The organism is Pseudoselenomonas ruminantium, assembly GCF_900113715.1.
In the GTDB taxonomy this organism is placed as follows: Bacteria; Bacillota; Negativicutes; order Selenomonadales; family Selenomonadaceae; genus Selenomonas_A; species Selenomonas_A caprae.
Map to the genome: position 1 here is coordinate 99,076 of NZ_FOQK01000007.1, position 20,449 is coordinate 119,524.

General features: G+C 54.7%; 13 protein-coding genes and 2 pseudogenes. All 15 read left to right on the forward strand.

Features of this window, described 5'->3' with window-relative positions; translation table 11 throughout:
- Positions 1-5: 5 nt before the first annotated feature.
- Positions 6-1,472 carry a DUF3375 domain-containing protein gene (locus tag BM181_RS05385; RefSeq protein WP_082336183.1) on the forward strand — a complete coding sequence of 489 codons (1,467 nt, stop codon included), beginning with the start codon at positions 6-8 and terminating at the stop codon, positions 1,470-1,472.
- Entirely contained in the window at positions 1,472-2,137 is a 666-nt protein-coding gene (locus BM181_RS05390) for a DUF4194 domain-containing protein (protein WP_075442777.1), read from the forward strand. Before BM181_RS05385 ends, BM181_RS05390 begins: the two co-directional genes overlap by 1 nt.
- Positions 2,112-5,504: an ATP-binding protein gene (locus tag BM181_RS05395; protein WP_075442778.1), complete on the forward strand. Its 3,393-nt coding sequence runs from the start codon at positions 2,112-2,114 to the stop codon at positions 5,502-5,504. The genes BM181_RS05390 and BM181_RS05395 overlap by 26 nt, the downstream gene beginning before the upstream one ends.
- Positions 5,505-5,772: 268 nt before the next feature.
- A complete protein-coding gene (locus BM181_RS05400) occupies positions 5,773-7,482 on the forward strand; it encodes a methyl-accepting chemotaxis protein (protein WP_075442779.1) in 1,710 nt (569 codons plus the stop codon).
- Between the two features lie 279 nt (positions 7,483-7,761).
- Positions 7,762-9,450 (forward strand): methyl-accepting chemotaxis protein, encoded by a 1,689-nt coding sequence (locus tag BM181_RS05405; RefSeq protein ID WP_082336184.1) that lies wholly within the window; start codon positions 7,762-7,764, stop codon positions 9,448-9,450.
- A gap of 200 nt (positions 9,451-9,650) precedes the next feature.
- Positions 9,651-10,172 carry a hypothetical protein gene (locus BM181_RS05410; protein ID WP_075442781.1) on the forward strand — a complete coding sequence of 174 codons (522 nt, stop codon included), beginning with the start codon at positions 9,651-9,653 and terminating at the stop codon, positions 10,170-10,172.
- A gap of 175 nt (positions 10,173-10,347) precedes the next feature.
- Positions 10,348-11,982, forward strand: coding sequence for a hydroxylamine reductase (gene hcp, locus BM181_RS05415; RefSeq protein WP_075442782.1), 1,635 nt, complete (start codon positions 10,348-10,350; stop codon positions 11,980-11,982).
- Positions 11,983-12,199: 217 nt separating this feature from the next.
- A complete protein-coding gene (locus tag BM181_RS05420) occupies positions 12,200-12,880 on the forward strand; it encodes a Crp/Fnr family transcriptional regulator (RefSeq protein ID WP_075442783.1) in 681 nt (226 codons plus the stop codon).
- 3 nt (positions 12,881-12,883) lie between these two features.
- Positions 12,884-13,513 carry an ABC transporter ATP-binding protein gene (locus BM181_RS05425; protein ID WP_075442784.1) on the forward strand — a complete coding sequence of 210 codons (630 nt, stop codon included), beginning with the start codon at positions 12,884-12,886 and terminating at the stop codon, positions 13,511-13,513.
- A complete protein-coding gene (locus BM181_RS05430; RefSeq protein ID WP_075442785.1) occupies positions 13,485-14,156 on the forward strand; it encodes a heme exporter protein CcmB in 672 nt (223 codons plus the stop codon). The genes BM181_RS05425 and BM181_RS05430 overlap by 29 nt, the downstream gene beginning before the upstream one ends.
- A 26-nt stretch (positions 14,157-14,182) precedes the next feature.
- On the forward strand, positions 14,183-14,839 hold the full coding sequence (locus BM181_RS05435; RefSeq protein WP_439653954.1) for a cytochrome c biogenesis protein: 657 nt from the start codon (positions 14,183-14,185) through the stop codon (positions 14,837-14,839).
- Complete coding sequence (locus BM181_RS05440; protein ID WP_075442786.1) at positions 14,836-15,201, forward strand: cytochrome c maturation protein CcmE domain-containing protein; 366 nt, start codon at positions 14,836-14,838, stop codon at positions 15,199-15,201. The genes BM181_RS05435 and BM181_RS05440 overlap by 4 nt, the downstream gene beginning before the upstream one ends.
- 18 nt (positions 15,202-15,219) lie before the next feature.
- On the forward strand, positions 15,220-17,319 hold the full coding sequence (gene ccsA, locus BM181_RS05445) for a cytochrome c biogenesis protein CcsA (protein WP_075442787.1): 2,100 nt from the start codon (positions 15,220-15,222) through the stop codon (positions 17,317-17,319).
- 209 nt (positions 17,320-17,528) lie between these two features.
- Positions 17,529-17,858, forward strand: a pseudogene (locus tag BM181_RS15840) (flagellin); the annotation flags it as partial.
- Between the two features lie 2,370 nt (positions 17,859-20,228).
- Positions 20,229-20,449, forward strand: a pseudogene (locus BM181_RS15845) (flagellin); the annotation flags it as partial.

Below are 20,449 nucleotides of genomic sequence, written 5' to 3' on the forward strand. Positions count from 1 at the left end.
TATTTTTGGTCGGGATACCGGATTATATGGATTATGATCATCTGCGCAATCTGCGCATGAATCACGCAGCCTGGCGGTTACTCCGAGCCGACCAGGCTGCGTTCATTGCGGCGTTCTTCTATCGGGAGTTCATCGCGGGCAAGCGCCGTGGCATCGAGGCGCAGGAGCTCTTGGAGCACCTTGACCTGTTCCTTTACGATGCCCAGCGGCAGACAGAGGGCGAGGCCTTTGGCCGGTCGCCCCAGGATTATCTGGAGATCTGGTCGGACAGCGACCACGGCTGGCTGCGCAAGTATGAATATCACGATGAATGGTATTATGACCTCACAGCCCCTGCACAGAAGGCGGTCGAATGGCTCGTGAGCCTGCATAAGCAGGATTTCGTCGGTACGGAGTCGCGGCTGCGCACGGTATTCAATCTGCTGCATGAGATCGCGCGTGAGACTGACACGGATGCCGAGCATCGCAAGGCCTACCTGTTGGCGCAGCAGGAAAAGATCGCGGCGGAGCTGGCGGAAATCGAGCAAAGCGGTGTGGTGAAGCCACGGCTCGATGAGGTGCAGGTCAAGGAGCGGTTCCTGCAGGCAGAGGATACGGCCCAGGCCATCCTGGCCGATTTCCGTGAGGTTGAGGAGAATTTCCGCGAACTCACGCGCAAGGTACAGGATGATGTCGTCAAATGGACGCGCGGCAAGGGTGAGCTGCTCGAGAAGATCTTCAGTGAGAGCGATATCATCCGCAAGTCGGAACAGGGCCGGAGCTTCATGGCGTTCTGGCGTTATCTGATGCTTTCGCAGCAGCAGGAGGACTTCCGGACGACTATGGCACAGATCAGTGAGGCGGCATCAATCCGCGAACTTCTGCCGGATCATCCGCTGGCCTCCATCAACCGCGAGTGGGTGCGGGCGGCAGGTTCTGTCCAGCAGACCCTGGCACAGCTGTCGGCACAGCTCAGGCGTTATGTCGATGAAGCGTACTTGCAGGAGGAGCGGACCATCTATCAGCTGATCCAGCGCATCGAGACGCAGGCTCTGGAGCGGCGCGATGACATGCCAGCGGGGGAATTTACGTCCATCCGGGAGACGGCTCCGGCTGTGCAGCTGCCGATGGAGCGGCGCCTGTATGCGCCGCCGCAGGCTACAAAGCTCGTAAGTCCTGTCTTGCAGGCAGGAAGTGGCGACGACGGTGAGCTTACGGCTATTTTCGATCAGGTTATCGTCGATCGGAAAAAGCTTCAGGAAAATATCGAAGAGCTTCTGGCCGAGCGTCCGGAGGTCACGCTGGCGGAGGTGCTGGCTGTCCATCCGCTGCAACAGGGTCTGCCCGAGCTCCTGGGCTATCTGGTGCTCGCCAGCCATGCAGCTTCGGAGGCTTTTGACAGCAGTGCGTTGGAGCACATCCTGTTTGAACGTGACGGTCATAGGCTTATGGCTGTTTGTGATAGAGTCGTATTTTGGAGGAATCAGGAGTAATGGAATTAGAAAACACCGCAATAGCTGCTGGTGAGAATCCGCAGGAGCAGGCTTTTTCGCGGGCGGCAATCCTGCTGCTCAAGGGTATCGTGAGCCGCGGGAAGGATGAGGCCTTGTGGCAGGATATCTTGAGCAATCAAACGGGATTGCAGGATTATTTCCGGCGGCTGGGGCTTACGTTGATCATTGATGAGCTCGATGAATATGCTTACTTGCGTCAAGAGGAAAATAGCGGGCTGCCGCATCTGGTACCGCGCTATCCCTTAAGCTATAATCTGTCGATGCTTTTGGTGCAGCTGCGCAAGGTGCTGGCCGAATACGACCGCGCAGCGGGCAGCAGCCGTGTCGTTATCAGCTTTGAGGATATCCTGCGCCGCATGGAGCCGTTTTTACCCGTACAGATCAATGAGATGAAATACCGCCAGTCGGTTGAGCATCTGGTGCGGGCCGCTATGCGCATGGGGTTTTTGCAGAAAATAAAAGGCAAGGATACGGACTATGAGGTAAGACCCATCCTGCGCAGCTTTGTTGATGCGCAGTGGCTGGATGATTTTGCGCAGAGACTTGAGGCCTATGAGAAATATGGACAGGACCGTCATGCGGATACCGTCGCGGAAAATGGGGAAGGAGAGATGATGGATGAACTTATTCGAGACGACGACTGAGCTCAAGGACATCCCGCTTGGCTTCCGTTTGCAGCGGCTGGAAGTTTATAACTGGGGCACGTTCGACCAGAAAGTCTGGACACTTGATCTGCAGGGCGATACGTCGCTGCTGACCGGTGATGTCGGCTCGGGCAAGTCGACGCTCGTCGATGCCATCATCACCCTTTTGGTGCCGCCCCGTAAGGTGACCTACAACAAGGCGGCGGATGCAAGTGCCAAGGAGCGCAGCCTGGCTTCGTATGTGCGCGGCTACTATGGGCAGAAGCGCACCGAAGATGGCGGCGGTCGCCCCGAGGCCCTGCGAGGCAAAGATCAGTACAGTGTCGTTCTCGGCGTGTTCTCAGACCGCAATTTCGGGCGCACGGTGACGTTGGCACAGGTATTCTGGTTCCCCGAGGAGGCGGCGGCCTCGCCCAAGCGTTTTTATGTGTTGGCGCAGAAGACGCTTTCAATCACCGAGCGCTTCTCGGCTATCGGCGGCGATATGCGCGCGTTCCGCAAGCAGCTGGAGCGTGACTCGTTCATCAAGACCTTTGACGACTATCCGCAGTACGGCCATGAATTCCGCAAGATTTTCGGCATCCGGCAGGTACAGGCCATGGACCTTTTCCAGCAGACGATCTCGATGAAGAAGGTCGACAGCCTTACCGGCTTTGTGCGCCAGAACATGCTTGAGGTGCCGGATGCCGAGCAGGAAGTCGAGGTCATGCTGCGGCAGTATCATGATCTTGAGGCAGCGCATCAGGCGGTAGAGCGAGCCCGTGAGCAGCAGAAATACCTGCAGCCCATCGAGACCCTCGGCCAGGAATACGCGGCGGTCAGCCAGAAACAGCGGGAGAATGCAGCCATGCAGCAGCATCTGGCCGGCTGGCTGGCAGGCAAGGCCTATAAGGTGCGTGAAAGCATGCTCGGCCAGTCGGAGGCCCGGCTGGCCGAGCTGAAGGCGTCCTTGAAGGAGGAAAATGCTGCCTGTGATGGCCTGCGCCAGCAGCTGGCGGGAATCCAGCGGGAGATGGCGCGCAATGGCGGCCAGCAGCTCGATGAGGTGCGTCACCGGCTGGAGCTTTGCCAGCAGCAGAAGGGACAATGCGAACAGGTGCGCAAAAGCTATCAGGCGCAGCTTGACCTGCTGGTGCTGTCCATGCCGCAGACGCCGGCGGCCTTCCGTGACAATGCGCAGGCCATGGAGCAGCGCGGCCAGGCCATCGAGCAGGAGCTTGAGGAGCTTATCGCCGATGCGGGAGCCATCGAGGCCAACCGCAAGGAAGCCGCAGCGGCAGAGAAGCAGCTGACTGAGGAGATCGAGTCGCTGGCGGGCCGCAAGTCGAATATCCCGAATGTCTTCGTCAAGATCCGTGAGCAGCTCTGCGCAGACCTGAACCTGGCTGAGGACGAGATGCCCTTTGCCGGCGAGCTCATGGCGGTGAAAGAGGAGGAAGCTGAGTGGGAAGGTGCCTTGGAGCGCCTGCTGCATAGCTTCGGCATTTCCCTGCTCGTACCCGAAGCGCATTACGGCGAAGTCGCCGGCTGGATGGAGCAGCATGACCTGCGGGTGAAGCTCGTCTACTTCCGGGTGCCCGACTATGCAGAGCCGGCAGAGCTTGACAACCTGCCGGATGATGCGGCCTGCCGCAAGCTGGTGCTCAAAGAGGAGTCAGCCTACTGTGACTGGCTGTGCCATGAGCTTTATATGCGTTTCCGCCATAGCTGCTGCGAGACGATGCAGGAATTCCGTCAGGCGAAGTTCGCGTTGACCCTGCATGGCCAGGTCAAGATCAATGGCCGCCGCCATGAGAAGGACGACCGTCATGACCTCAACAACCGCCGCAATTATGTGCTGGGTTTCTCGAATCTGCGCAAGATCCAGTCGCTGCAGGAAGAGCGGGAGAACGTCCGTGAGGAGCAGAAGTTCTTCCAGCAGAAGCTGCGGCAGAACCGAGGGGCGCAGAAAAAACTGCAGGGCGAGAAGGATGCCATCATGCTGGCCGGACAGGTCAAGAGTTTTGCGGAGCTCGACATCGCGCCGCTTGAGGCGCAGATCGGGAAGCTGCGCCTGCGTGTCGATGAACTGCAGCAGAAGAACGATGTCTATCGCAAGCTGCAGGAGGAAGAGCAGGCGCTGCTGCGCCAGGTGGCACGCAGCCAGCAGGAAATCAGCGCGAAGCAGGATGAGGCCGGCAGAGTCCAGGAGCGCTGCCAGAGCACCCGCGAGCAGATGCTTGAGGAAGCGGAGCTCATAAGCGAGGAGACGCCGGAGGCGCAGGCCGAGGTCTATCCGCTGCTGGAGCGCTATATGGCAGAAGCCCTGCCGGGGCAGAGCTTTGAGCTTTCCAAGCGGCAGAAGCAGCAGGCGCGCTATGGCAGCTGGCTGCAAGCGGAGGGCTTGCGCCAGCAGGAAATCCTGCGTCATCATGGCGAGGAACTCACGCGCTGCATGACAGGCTTCTGCCAGAAGTGGCCTGAAGCCAGCGCTGAGCTGCTCTGTGCGCCGGAGGCGGCAGCGGATTATATCGCCGTGCTGGATCGCCTGCGCACCGATGACCTGCCCAAATTCGAAGGCCGGTTCCGCGAACTCTTGCGGGAAAATACAATCAATCAGATTGCGCTTTTCCAGACGCATCTGGAAAATACCTGCCAGGAAATCGAGGACCGCATTGCGCGCATCAATCATTCGCTGGCGGAAATCGACTATAATGAAGGCCGTTATATCCAGATAGAGTGCAGCCATGCCGTCAGCGATACCATCCGGCAGTTCCGTCATGATTTGCAGGCCTGCACCGATGATGCCTTGACGGGGACTGCTGATGATACCTATAGTGAACAGAAATTCCAGCAGGTTGCTAAGATCCTGGAGCGGCTGCAAGGCCGCCCTGGATCGGCAGAAATCGATGCGCGCTGGCGCCGCGAGGTCATCGATGTGCGTAACTGGTATACGTTCGCAGCTTCGGAACGCTGGCGCAATCCGGCCCCTGGCGAAGATACCGAGTACGAGCATTATACGGATTCGGGCGGCAAGTCGGGCGGTCAGAAAGAGAAGCTCGCTTACACGATACTGGCGGCGAGCATCGTCTATAACTTCGGTCTTGAGGGCAAGCGTGCCGGGGAGCAGTCGTTCCGCTTCGTCGTCATCGACGAGGCGTTCCTCAAGAGTTCTGATGAGTCGGCGCGGTTTGGGTTGGAGCTGTTCCGCAAGATGGACTTGCAGTTGCTCGTCGTTACGCCGCTATTGAAGATTGCGACAATCGAACCATTTGTGCGCCATGTCGGCTTTGTCTACCAGAAGGATGAGGAGCATAAGTCCTATTTACGCAATCTCACGATAGAAGAATTGCAGGCAGAAAAACTGGCACATACTGCCGGAAAGTGAAGAAACACAATAGTTTGAGGGCATCTCGCTTTAGAGATGCTCTTTTTTACTGCGATAAGGCAATAGTAAAAATGGTAGTTTTCAGAATAGAGAAATGTAGATTTTTAACGACAAAAGTCCTATTTTTGTATGAATATATACTTGTGCAAGTTAAGTGAGTGGGGTAGAATAAGCACTATGTTGTTTTTGGATATGAAAGCAAATTGTAATGTTATTTTCGAGAAGCCTGTTGGGATAAGGCTGACGTAGAAAGGTAGTGTGTAAGGAAATGCGACTAAAAGACATTGGTATTGGGTACAAGATCCTGGTGTTGGTAGTAATTGGCATTATTGGTATGGTGTCGTTGGGAATATCGAGCTACTTGGGGATGAGTAAAGCTAGCGATGACCTCGACAACATGTACAGCCGTAAATTGCAGGCAACCCGCTTGCTCGGCACGGAAATCAGCCTGATGCGTGCCGTCAAGGTAAGTGCAGTCGAATACATCCTGGAGCCGAACGACACAAAAATCGAGGAATCCATCGATGTAAACGTCAAGAAGTACGAAAGCTATTGGTCGGAATACAGACCGCTTGGTATGCGGGCAGATAAGGCGGCGGCAGAGATTCCCAATACGGAAGCCAAATGGGCCGAGTTCAAGCAGGGCGTAGAGGAATCGCGCCGGCTGATGAAAGCCGGGAAAAAACAGGAAGCTTGGGAAAAATTCCGGAAGGTAGAGATGACAACGGCTGAGGATTTGCTCAAGAGCCTGCAGGCTTTGCGCAAGGTTGCCGATGATAACGCAGAAATCCTCAACACAGAAATCAAGGCCAGCAATACGCATCATATCGAGTTCTCGTTCACGGTAAATATTTTGGCACTGGCTATTTTGATTGGTCTGGCTGTATTTATCATTCGCGATATCACGAGCTCGCTGCATCGTGGTGTAGCTATCTGCAATGCGATGAAGAATGGTGATTTCCGTACCAATGGCCTGCACAGTGTAGACCGTGGCGATGAGCTTGGCATGATGGCGAATGCCCTTTTTGGTATGCGTCACGAGCTTAATGGACTGATGCGCAATGTCAGCCAATCGGCTGAGCAGCTCGCGGCTTCGTCGGAGGAGCTTACGGCAAGTTCCAATCAGGCGGCACAGGCTTCGACGCAGGTAGCGCAGTCGGCGGCTGAAGTCGTCACTACGGTGGAAGACCAGCAGAAGGCTGTGGGCAACAGCAATGAGTCGGTAGCCCGCGTGCAGAGTGCCGTGGCCAATGTCAAGGAGCAGTCGCGCCTGGTCGCAGACAACTCGGCTTCGGCTGCTGAGCGCGCTGCGGCTGGTTCGGTAGCTATCAACGATTCGGTTGAGCAGATCCGCAGTGTCGAGCATACGGTAAACGGTTCGGCAGAAGTTGTTGACCGTCTTGGTGAGCGTTCGAAGGAAATTGGTGAAATCGTCGATACGATGGCTGGTATTGCCGAGCAGACGAACCTGTTGGCGCTCAATGCGGCAATCGAGGCAGCGCGTGCCGGTGAGCATGGCCGTGGCTTCACGGTCGTAGCCGAAGAGGTTGGTAAGCTCGCGCATGAGTCGCAGGAGTCGGCTGAAAAGATTGCGCGTCTTATCAAGGATATCCAGCAGGATACGGCGGATGCTGTGGATTCGATGAAGTCTGGCCGTGAGGCTGTTGTGTCCGGGGCTCGTTCCGTGGAAGAATTGCGGTCGATGTTTGAGGAAATCAATGGACTCGTCAAGGGCGTATCCAACCAGATCCAGACGGTGGATGAAGCGGTCGATGCGATGACGCAGGAAGCCAACGCCATTATGGGTGAGGTAAACAATATCAGCGGCTACAGCAATAAGGTAGCTTCGGAGATGCAGGCTGTATCGGCAGCAACCGAGGAACAGTCGGCTTCGGCGGAAGAAATTGCTTCGGCCAGCGATTCTCTGGCTGTTTTGGCACAGAAGCAGCAGGAGACGCTGTCGCATTTCAGATTCTAATTGCATAGAGAAGGATAGAAGCTGTCGTTCCATACGCAAGTATGGAGCGGCAGTTTTTTTGCTTTAGAGATATATCCAATAAGTATCATAACATTTTCGTATAGGCAAATTGGGCATTTTGGACGGTTTAACACTTGTAAAGGTGGGTGATTTAAGCTACAATTGGCAATACGACTGTAAAGGGGAAACAGCGCAGTTTATGTTATAGTGAGGCTCAGCAGGGAGAAATGAGCCGCAGTAGAAAGGCAGTGTGAGGATTTGAGACTGAAAGACATTCGCATGGGGTACAAGATTCTGGTGCTGGTATTGGTGGGCATCATCGGCATGGCGGCTCTGGGCCTCTCGGGGTATCTGGGAATGAGCAAGGCCAGCGATGATATCGATGATATGTATAGCCGCAAGCTGAAGGCTACGCGCTGGATGGGCTCGGAGATGAGCCTGATGCGCGGTGTGCAGATGAACATCGTCAAGCATATCCTCGATCCGAAGGATAAGGCCATCGAGGAGGCGCTGGCTGAGCGCATCAACAAGTATGGCGAAAACTGGGCGAAGTACAAGCCGCTGGGCATGCAGTCCGAGCTGGCGGCGGCAGAAATCCCCCATACCGAGGCACTCTGGGACAAATATATGAAGGAAATCCAGGATGTGAAAAACCTGGTAGCCGAGGGCAAGAAAGACGAAGCTTGGCAGAAATACAAGAACATCGAGAATACGACGGTCAAGGATCTCTTGAAGAGCCTGCAGGGCCTGCGCCAGGTGGCCGATGATGATGCCGAGAATCTCAATAACGATATCAAGGCCAGGAACAGCCAGCAGATTACGTTCTCGACGATGCTCTGCCTGATCGCATTCCTCATCTTGGGCGGCCTGTCCGTCATCATCATCCGCGATATCACGGAGTCGTTGGGCCGGGCTGTGGCGGCATGCAACAAGATGCGTGATGGTGATTTCCGACTGGTAGGCCAGTCTGTTGTTGATCGCGGGGATGAGCTGGGCCAGATGCTCACGGCCCTGACGCAGATGCGCGGCGAGCTCACGAAACTCATGCGCAATGTCAGCGAGTCCTCCGAGCAGCTCGCGGCTTCCTCCGAGGAGCTCACGGCCAGCTCGAATCAGGCTGCCCAGGCTTCGACGCAGGTCGCCCAGTCGGCTGCTGACGTCGTGAACTCGGTCGAAGACCAGCAGAAGGCTGTGGTCAAGAGCAATGAATCCGTAGAGCGCGTTCAGAGTGCCGTAACAGATGTCAAAGCACAGTCAACGAAGGTAGCAGATAACTCGGCATCGGCCGCTGAGCGTGCTGCCGCAGGCTCGATTGCCATCGATGATTCGGTCAATCAGATTCGCAGCGTTGAGCGCACGGTAAATGGTTCGGCTGAGGTGGTTGACCGCCTGGGCGAGCGCTCGAAGGAAATCGGCGAGATCGTCGATACGATGGCCGCAATCGCCGAGCAGACGAACTTGCTGGCCCTCAATGCTGCCATCGAGGCAGCCCGTGCTGGTGAGCATGGCCGCGGCTTCACGGTCGTAGCGGAAGAGGTCGGCAAGCTTGCGCATGAGTCGCAGGAGTCGGCAGAGAAAATCGCTAAACTCATCAAGGACATTCAGCATGATACAGAGGATGCCGTTGACTCGATGAAGACGGGCCGTGAGGCGGTCGTCGCGGGAGCCCGTTCGGTCGAGGGCCTGCGCACGATGTTCGAGGAAATCAACGGCCTCGTCAAGGGCGTGTCGCAGCAGATCCAGACGGTGGATGAAGCCGTCGATGCGATGGCTCAGGAGGCTGCGACAATCACGACGGAGGTCGCCAATATCAGCGGCTACAGCAATCAGGTCGCCTCGGAGATGCAGGCCGTATCGGCTGCCACCGAGGAGCAGTCGGCTTCGGCTCAGGAGATTGCCTCGGCTAGCGATTCGCTGGCTGTACTGGCACAGAAACAGCAGGAAGCTTTGGCACGGTTCAGATTCTGATAGGAATCCGTAAAGGGGCATCTTTCCCGCCCTCTGGGAAAGATGCTTCTTTTTCACAAAAACAAGTAAAATGAAACAATTATAAAACCGTTACAAACCTATTGAAAAACGATAAAATGGATATTATAATATATATGTAGAGAAATATACCTATTGATATAAAGGATTAAGGAAATGGACAAGGAAAGAGAGGGATTGTCATGGGTATATCCGCGGTAAGCATCACAACGCTGACCAGTTTCCCGCAAATGAACCGTGAAGTGACGGCGAAGGGACAGCAGGCGGCGAAGGCGCATAGCGAGGCGGCAGCATCTTACACGAAAGTGTCGAATTTTGGCAACGAGACCAAGCTCGGCAGCAGTGCTTTCCAGCATGCCAATCGGACGATTGTGGACATTGGGGAAAGCAAGACTGCAATGCTCATGGATCGAAGCAAGTCTTATTATGAAGTTTCGAACTTTGGCAATGAGACCAAGCTCGGCTCGAGCAAGTTCCAGCAGCAGATCAAAGCCGATGCGGAGCAAGGGGCCAAAAATTTGTCCAAGGGGATGAAGGCAACCGCAGACATCACGCGGGTGTCGAACTTCGGGACGGAGACGAAGCTGGGCAAGAGCGGCTTCCAGCAGATCAATGCTCAGATCATGCAGGCCCGTCAGAAAGCCTATACGCAGTTCGCTGATTTCCAGAAAAAAGCCGGCGGCAGCATTGACATTGGTGCGTAAAATGAAAACATGGATACGACCTTCTTCTTTGTGAAGAGGGTCTTTTTTTATCTGTAGCGAATGTTACAGCCAGCCGGGGAGCGCGCCGCTATAATGGGAGATGTTGATAGGTCAAGCGACTATGCTTTGTGTATTATTACTCCGCCCCAGCGGCGCGGAAAAGGAGCGATTATTTATGGAAAACAAGATGTTTTGCTATCAGTGCCAGGAGACGGCTGGCTGCAAGGGTTGCACGCAGGTCGGCGTCTGCGGCAAGAAACCGGAAGTGGCAGCGATGCAGGATCTTTTGATTTATGTGACGAAGGGGCTGTCAGCTGTTACGACGCGTCTGCGCGCTGAGGGTAAGAAGGTTTCGGCGGAGGTCAATCACCTGATTACGCTGAATCTGTTCGTGACGATTACGAATGCAAACTTCGACCGCGAGGCAATCATCAGCCGCATCAAAGATACGCTGGCTGCGAAGACAGAGGCGCTGGCTGTGCTTACGGATCGTGAGAATCTGCCAGAGGCGGCGCTCTGGAACGATACGGAAGATGGTTTTGATGCTAAGGCTGCCAAGGTTGGCATCCTCGCTACGGAAAATGAGGACATCCGCAGCCTGCGCGAGCTCATTACTTATGGTCTCAAGGGCTTGGCTGCTTATCAGAAGCATGCCAATGTGCTGGGCTATGAGAATGAGGCTATCGATGCTTTTGCCCAGTCGGCTCTTGCCAAGCTGCTCGACGACAGCTTGACGGGGGATGATCTTACGGCGCTTACGCTCGAGACGGGCAAGTGGGGCGTCGATGGCATGGCGTTGCTGGACAAGGCCAACACGGAGACGTATGGCAATCCGGAGCTCACGCAGGTCGACCTCGGGGTACGCCAGAATCCGGGTATCCTGATCTCGGGGCATGACCTCAAGGATCTGGAGATGCTGCTGGAGCAGACCCAGGGCACGGGTGTCGATGTCTATACGCATGGCGAGATGCTGCCAGCCCACTACTATCCGAAGTTCAAGAAATACGAGAACTTCGCGGGCAACTATGGCAACGCCTGGTGGAAGCAGAAGGAAGAGTTCGAGGCGTTCAACGGCCCGATCCTCATGACGACGAACTGCGTGGTACCGCCGAAGGCATCGTATCAGGACCGCCTGTTCACGACGGGGGCCACGGGGGTGCCGGGCTGCCAGCATATTGCCTTGCAGGCTGATGGCACGAAGGACTTCACGCCGGTCATCGATCTGGCCAAGAAGTGTGCTGCCCCGACAGAACTCGAACAGGGCAAGATCGTCGGCGGCTTTGCGCATGAGCAGGTATTTGCCGTGGCCGACAAGGTCGTTGAAGCTGTCAAGTCTGGTGCTATCAAGAAGTTTGTTGTCATGGCTGGCTGCGATGGCCGCATGAAGTCCCGTGACTATTACACGGAATTTGCCAAGGCGCTGCCGCAGGATACGGTCATTCTTACGGCTGGTTGTGCGAAGTACAAGTACATCAAGATGGATCTTGGTGATATCGGTGGTATCCCGCGCGTGCTTGATGCTGGCCAGTGCAATGACTCCTACAGCTTGGCCCTCATTGCCTTGAAACTCAAGGAAGTGTTCGGTCTTGAGGATGTCAATGAATTGCCGATTGCCTACAACATTGCCTGGTATGAGCAGAAGGCTGTTATCGTGCTTTTGGCTTTGCTGCATCTCGGTGTCAAGAATATCCATCTTGGCCCGACGCTGCCAGCCTTCCTGTCCCCGAATGTGGCGAAGGTACTCGTCGAAAACTTCGGCATTGGTGGTATCACGACTGTTGAGGAAGATATCAAGAAAATGATACAGTAAAACCGTCCCATAAGGGATGGGATGCTAGAGAAAAGCAACCTGTTTGGTGGTTCCTACCACAACAACAGGTTGCTTTTTGTGCAAATGGCTGAAGCAGGACTTTCGTCCAAATAGTAGAATAATTGCAGTAATGAGTTGCCTGTGCAACATATGCATGTGATTAGAGATGATATAATGAGGCGAAATGGAACCGGAAGAATAGCAAGGAGGGAATTGGATGCAGATCTATCATTTGGATTTACAGGAACTACCCTTGTTTCGGGATGTTTCTCCGGCGGAGGTCGATCGTTTCATCGTAAGTACAGGAACTTCGATCAAACGCTACGAGAAGGGGACGCGTATCCTCAAGGCCTATGAGCCCAATGCCAATATTGGTGTGATGGTCGAAGGGAAGGCCCAGGTCATCGCCGAGGATCGCTTCGGCAATGAATCGATTGGCCATACGCTGGAACGCGGTGCGATGATGGGCAGTGCCTCGGCAATCCTGCCACTGTTCCAGCCGAACAACAATACTTCGATCGAAACGCTGACCGATGCCATCGTGCTTTGGGTGCCCTACCGGTCGCTGCTGGTAGCCGGGCCGAAGCTCGGCCGTACGCATGGCATGGTCATGCGCAATTTATTGGAAGCTTTTTGCCGCAAGAATGTCATGATGATGGAAAAGATCGAGCTCTTGTCGCAGAAGACCTTGCGTGAGCGGCTGATCCTCTATCTGCTCCAGCGTGAAGGGCGCTATCAGAGCGAGCAGGTCAAGGTGCCGGGACGCGTGCAGCTGGCCAAGGAGATCGAGTGCAACCGCAGTGCGTTGACCCGTGAGATCGCGTCGATGAAAGCGGAGGGCGTGCTGACTGTCGGTGAGGACTGGCTGCGGCTCAATAAGGACAAAATCGGGTGTTGAGTCATGATAACGATAAAATTTGAAGCGGTCACCCAGTCCTTCTATGGCCGGACAATCTTCCAGGATATCAATGCCGAGCTGCGGAGCGGGACGATCACGGCTGTGACCGGTCAAAATGGCAGTGGCAAATCGACGCTGCTGAAACTGGCGGCCCGGTTCATGCTGCCAGCTGCTGGACAGGTAAGTGTCTGGGAGGAGGCGCGTGAGCTGCGGCGGGCGGAGCTGCGCAGCCGGCTGGCGATGGTGACGCCGGAGCTGAGGTTCTATCCACGGCTCACGGCGCGGGAAAATCTCGCCTTTCTGCTGGGGCTCAGGGGAATCACGCTGGATGATGCGGCCTTTTCGGCTTTGATGATGCGTGTTGGCCTGCGGGAAACGGAAATCGCGGCAGTGTTCACGGGGGAGTTCTCGACGGGCATGCGTCAGCGATTGAAGCTGGCCGCGCTCCTCGCATCAGGCGCTGATATCTGGCTGCTCGATGAGCCTGGGGCGAATCTCGATGCGGGGGGCCGCGAGCTGGTGCTGCGCGAGGCGCGGCAGGCGGCAGACGAGGGCAGACTGGTGCTCTGGGCGACCAACGACGGACGAGAGGAGGCGGCAGCAGATGCAGCAATCCATCTGGCAGGGCATTAAGCTCGTATTCATCAAGGAATTGACGGCGGGGCTGCGGTTCAAGGCGGCCTGGGCGGCCATGTTCATGTTTGCGCTTACGACGCTGGCTTGTGTCAGCATGGCGCTGCAAGGCGGTGTGGTGGAGCCGCGGCTGCTGGCAGCTCTTTTGTGGGTCTGTCTGTTCTTCGCCGCGATGGCTGGGGCTGACCGCGTGTTTGCCGATGAGGATACGGCCGGGACATTGCTCACGCTGCGCATCTTTGGGCCGTCGCAGGCCGTGCTGCTGGGGAAGATGCTCTATACATTATTCCTGCTGGTGCTGCTGGCCATGTTCATAACGCCGCTGTTCCTGCTGCTGATGGATGTGACGGTGGCCGCACCTCTGGTGCTGTGGGGGACCATGCTGCTGGGATGCACAGGCATAGCGGCGGCGGGGACGCTGATTGCGGCACTGACAACAGGGGCTAGTGTCCACAGTGGCTTGTTTTCGATATTGATGCTGCCGGTCATCTTGCCCGTGTTCCTGCCAGCGATATCGCTGACGGCAGGCGCCTTTGGCAGTGGGGGGATAACGGGCTCGTACCTCGGCGGCATGGCGCTCTACGATCTTATCTTGTTGGTCGGGGCATCGATTTTGTTTGATTATCTTTGGTATGAGGATTGATTATCTGATTATAGGATACGGGGATGATGAAAGTGATACAGGCGAGAATGCTGCCGTGGGCGGTTGGCCTGCTTACAGCAGTGGTGATATATCTGGTGTTCTTTGTGGTGCCGCCTGCACAGGGACTGGGAGATTATGTGCGCATTGCATTCTTCCATATCCCAATGGCGTGGGTGTCTGTGCTGGCATTCCTCATGAGTGCCTGGTGGGGCGCAGGCTATCTGCGGCGGCAGGAGATGAGGGCTGACCGCCTGAGTGCGGCATCGGCCAAGCTGGGCTTGGTATTTGTCGTGTTGGCGACAGTCAGCGGTGCAGTCTTCTCCAAGCTGACCTGGGGAGCATATTGGAACTGGGATCCACGGCAGACGACGATTTTCGTACTGCTATTGATCTACGGTGCCTATCTGACACTGCGGGCAGCAATGCCTGAGCCGCGGCGGCGGGCACGCGTGACGGCAGTCTATGCGTTGTTTTCGTTCCTGACGGTGCCGTTCCTGGTGTTCATCATCCCGCGGCTGTACTTTTCGCTGCATCCTTCGCCGGTCATCAATGGCAGCGGCTCGCTGGACATGGATCCTGTGATGTTGGGGACATTGCTGGCGGGGCTGCTGGATGCGACACTTCTCTATGTTTGGCTGGTGTTCCGCAGCGTTGGCGGCAAGGATAAGGAGGCGTTACCATGAACCGGAAAATATTGTTGGGACTGCTGATCCTGGCGTTTATCGGTTATGCGGGGTACAGCTTTGTCGATTCGGTCACGCCGTATGTCGGTATTGCTGAGGCGCGGACGGCGACCAGCAGTGTCCAGGTCAAAGGGCTTTTGGATGAAAAGGCGGAAGCACCGTATATGGAAGGCGATAACTTCGTATTCACGCTGCGCGATGAAGATACGGGCGAGACGATGCTCGTACGCTATCATGGGACGAAGCCGGATCAATTTGATGAAGCACATCATATTGTCGCTGTGGGCAAGTATCGGGATGGTGCGTTCCAATCCGATAAACTGCTCATAAAGTGCCCGTCGAAATACGAGCAGCAGAAATAGATAAGGAGGTTTCTTCTCTTGGTTGGTACGATATTTTTGGCGCTTGCACTGGCGCTGTCCTTGTGTGCTTTGCTTTGCTACGGCGCGCGCACGGAGCGCATGGAGCGCTATGGCCGGTGGCTGACAGTCCTGTCCTTTGCCGGTTCGCTTGGTGCAAGCATTTATCTGCTGGTCTTGATTTTTGGCAATCACTTCGAGATCGCTTATGTGGCCAGCTATTCGTCGGCAGAATTACCGGCGGTATACAAGTTCTCGGCCTTTTGGGCTGGACAGCAGGGATCGTTCTTGCTCTGGCTGCTGTTCCATGCGGCGGCTGGTGTTATCCTGGGCTATCGTCAGCGCTTGTCAGCTGTAGGCATGTGCGTATATATGGTTTTGCAGACGCTGCTCACCATTCTCGTGCTGGCCAAGAGCCCGTTCCTGCCGCAGGAGGTTGCCGTCGAGAATGGCGTTGGCTTGAATCCTTTGCTGCAAGATCCGTGGATGGCTGTCCATCCGCCGATCATCTTCCTTGGTTATGCGCTGCTGGCCGTGCCCTTTGCCTGCTCGGCAGCAGCTCTTATCGAAGGGCAGATGGCGAAAGACTGGCTGGAGACGGCGCGCCGGTGGGCCTTGGTGGCTTGGGCCTTCCTCGGAGCCGGTATCTTCATTGGCGGCTATTGGGCCTATAAGGTATTGGGCTGGGGCGGCTTTTGGGGCTGGGATCCGGTGGAGAACTCGTCACTCGTGCCCTGGCTGGTTGCTGGTATCTTCATCCACGTGCTGCGCGTGGCCCGCGTGCGCGCTGCGGCACTGTCGATGGTGCATCTTGCGGCGGTCTTTGCGTTCTCGCTCGTCCTTTATGGCACGTTCCTGACGCGCAGCGGCATCCTCGGAGACTTTTCGGTACATTCCTTCAGCGGGACGAGCATCGGCATGACGATTGCCGTGGTCAATGCGCTGGTCCTTGTCGGCGGACTGCTGCTCCTGACTGTCCGGGCGGGGAAACTGCCGCAGGGGGAAATGTATCCTGCCTATGAAAGCCGTGAATTCCTGGTACTGCTCGGCGCCCTGCTGTTGGTATTCCTCGCAGCGGTCATCTTCCTGGGGATGTCGATGCCGCTGCTGACGCAGCTGTTGGGCAAACCGGCCGCTGTCGACACGGATTTCTATGTCCGCACGACGCTGCCGCTGGCTATCGTCATGATGGTCTGCCTGGTGGGCGCGAGCCTGCATCGCTATGGGGAAGGCAATAAGGTGGGGCCGCTGAGACCACTGGCCGCATTTGTCCTCCTGGGGGCTGCGCTGGCCTGGCTGGCAGGTGTCCGCCAGGTCATGCCGCTTCTGCTGGCAGGGGCTGCACTCATGGGCGTTGCCGCGTCCTTCTGGAGCTGGCGCAGGCAGGCGCTGGGACTGGGCGGCATGCTCGCCCATGCTGGCCTGGGACTTTCGCTGCTGGCCATCGTCTTGTCCGGCAGCGGCAGCAGGACTGTCTCGCAGGAGCTGGCAGTCAATGAGCCCGTGACGCTTTATGGTCATGAGATTGTCTTCAAAGGGCAGCAGTTTGCGGATGATATGCGGGAGAAATACTACATCTATACCGTTGATGGGCGTGAAGTGCGGGCATTGACGAAACTCCATGCCAATGGCGAGGATGCAGCCCGCGAGCCAGCCATCGACAAAACACTGGGCGGCGATATCTACATCGCTCCGACACCGCCGAAAAGCAGCGGCCGCCAGGAGCTTATCTTAAAGCATGGGCGCATGGATATGGATGATCTTTTTGCTTATCGTTTTGAAGGTGTGTCGCTCGAAGAGCAGGGCGGTGGCAAGATGCTCGTCAAGGCGGTCATTGCTGTGACCGATGGCGATACGATCGAGCGCGTCGAGCCGGCGATACAGGCCACGCAGGATGGTGGCACCTCCAAGGCCGTGGAGGTATTCGGCGGCCAAAAGCGCATCCGTCTGACAGGCGTAGCTGCTGACCAGAAACAAGTGCGTTTGGAAATCCTGCCATCAATCGAAACGGAAACCCAACAGGCGATTACAGCTAGTGTCAGCATCAAGCCGTATATCTGGCTACTGTGGCTGGGTAGTGTGCTAGTCTGTGCAGGAACGTTGACAGCTTTAAAAAAATAGCAAGATAGTGAAAAAGCACTTCTGTTTTAAGGATGGGAGTGTTTTTTTTTATAGGATAAAGGTCATGGGACGTTGACAACGGTGCAGTAACTATATAACATATATGAGTATAATACGTTTCGCGGTGGCAGCAGCTAGGGACGGATAACTTTGGCTATGGAGGTAGGGATTTATTTATGGCTATGACAGTACTAAACAATGCAGCAACTATGCTTACACTGGGAACGTTGAATAAAAACGCTTCATCGTTGGGCAAACAGCTTAGGAAAGTGGCTACAGGGGCTAAAATCAACAGTGCAGGAGACGGTGCTTCGGAGTATTCGATTTCTGAACGTATGCGGGTGAGAATACGCGCATTGGAGCAGGATGCGGCCAATGTGCAGACTGGACGCTCCATGTTAAACGTGGCAGCGGGGGCTATTCAGGAACAGTTGGAGATTATGAAGAATATTAAGGCTAAAGTCCTGGATGCCAACAATGATACGAATACGGACATTGATCGACTCACCATCCAAAAAGAAATATCTCAAGGGTTCGAACAAGTACATGATATTGCCTATGAAACCAATTATAATGGCAAAATGCTCTTGGTGGGGGATAAGAAGGTCGATGAAATCTATACCTGGAGAGTCCTGGATAAACCAGAGACTGTACCGGGAAGTGATACCTTGAATTTGATTGCTGATCAGTATTCCTCCTTGGATAATAAAACAGGACCGTTTGCAACGCTGCCGTTTTATTCGACTTCAGCCGTTTCGGCTGAGCCGATTTTGGGAGCTGCTACTCAGGTGAATCTAGCAGGAGGAACGAAGGGGCATTATAACGATCCGCAGGAGTCAACACCGGCATCTTTCTTGATGGATTTCAGTGGGTATACTAAATCTACGGCAGAGGGGGTAGGATTTCGTACAACCAGGGGGTATACTACGGCTTATGATACCTATTATGTATTGACCTCTGATCCTACTAAGAATCATCGTCATGGTGATACCACCAGAGAGAATGTAGTGGAGATAGATATTTCCGGTGCTAATACTGGGGCAGAAATTGCTGCTAAAGTGGCGGCAGCGATACGGAACAATGGTGAGACAGTAGGCGATACATCTGTGAACGGATCAACAGTTACAATAACCACCTCGTATAGGGGGAGTGCGGCTAACGACGTTACAGTAAAGGGCTGGTCACAGCCAGCAGCTACTGTGGATAAATCTCTGGGTGGTGGTGCCAGTGCGAAAAATGGGCGTTCCAGTGCTACGGCAACTGGACTAGGTAGTGGAAATGCAACAGGAATCGCACCTACGGCAGGCAGGTATATTGATCCTACGTATAAGGAAGTATATGATCCGGCTACGGATATTACCAGCAGGGTAATTGATGTGCCTGGTCATTACGAAGGTGGCTCGGGTGGAACCAAGGCGGAAATAGAATACAATATTGGTAACGCGGCTATAGGTTCCGGTTTGGCAATCACAGGCTCTAATGGTGGTACAGCTTATGTGCGCTTTGTGGAAGGCAGTGGTATAACTAGGGATAGCACTGGAGTCTATGAAATAGGCAAGAGTGCTGATATAAGTAATCAGATGTTATATGCATGGGATACCTACAATGCACAGAGCCGTGTTAGCAGTTATGTGCAGTTTTCCTTGTCTGGAGGAAAGTTGACACTTACTTCTGTCAATGAGGGGGGCAGTATTAATGTTTCAGATGGTTTTTCTAGTGAGCCATCAGCGGCAGCTATTCCCAATCGGACGGTTCAGGTAAACTTTTCGGAGGTAAAAGAATATAATGGAACTGTAACGCAGGCAACTGGTGGTGTTGACAGAGGAAATTACGTATGGGGAGACACGGCCAGCTACGATATAGATTTATCGGCGTATGATGTTACAGATAACGATAAGCTTGAAAAATTCATCGGGTCCCTTAAGGGAAAGGCCATAAAAACGCCTCAGTCTGATGTTGAGTTCGTTGATACGAAGGTATCCACCTCTTTGGATGCTATGGCACATATGCCTGGGGTTGCTGTGGTGGATTTGAACGCTTTACGGTCTGCCGTGAGTGGAGGTACCACTATTGCGGATGCTTTTATAAATCTTATGAAAAACAAAAGTGGTTATAGTGCTCCTGGTGCGGGGGCAAAGATATTGAGGGTTACGGCTACGCCATATTCTGAGGAAAGAGGGAATAGTCAGACTATCAGTATCAGTAAGGGCAATATGAGTGCCTATACCATTGATTTTAAATCTTATGCAGAAAGCAATGGCTTGTCTTTGCCGGACGCTTTGGATGGTAAGGGATTCCGTGTGTATTGTGCTACTTGCGCGGATCAGTGGTTCAACTTTCAGTTCAAAGCGAAGGATGATCCCTCTGATATTGATCGTCCTGCCAGTGGCCAGTCGGGAGCAGATCTAAAAACTACCATTATCGATATATCCGGGGTAACGGATGTGAAGTCTTTGGTGCAGGCAATATATGATCAGGGCGGCAATGCCATGGAACATATCATGAACGGTCACTCCCATCTGCTGCACTTTGCGGCTGATCCTGAGGCAGGGACGCTTACGGTTTATGATCAGCGCATGTTCGATTTGAGGGAAAGAGCATGGCAGTATCCTTATTTGCAGGAGCAGGGGGCGAAGTTGGCAGATGGTATCCTCGATGATGTGCAGAAAGCTACGCGGGGTATAATGGTTCGGGATTTGATTATTCACCATACCGATAAGGCCAGTATGAACATTCATGTTCAGATTCCGCAGACCTCAATGGATCATCTTTTCAACTATATACCTGGGGTAGCATCCTACAAGGACTATAACGTTTTAACGCAGGCCAGCCGGGAGAAACTTTTAGGCAATCAGGCTGGGCGGATGTCACTGGATGGAACGCGTATGGTGAAGAACGATGAGCCGGGACTTTTGGATCGGGCAATCGAGTATCTGCTGGATGCCAGCACACTGGTGGGGGCACAGACCAGCCGTTTGGGAATGACGTATGATAACATCATCGCTCAGCAGGAGGGGACAACTGCTTCGGAATCCACCATAAGGGATGCGAATATGGCCAAGGAAATGACAGAATACACGAAGTATAATGTGCTTACCCAGTCTGCGCAGTCTATGCTGGCACAGGCAAA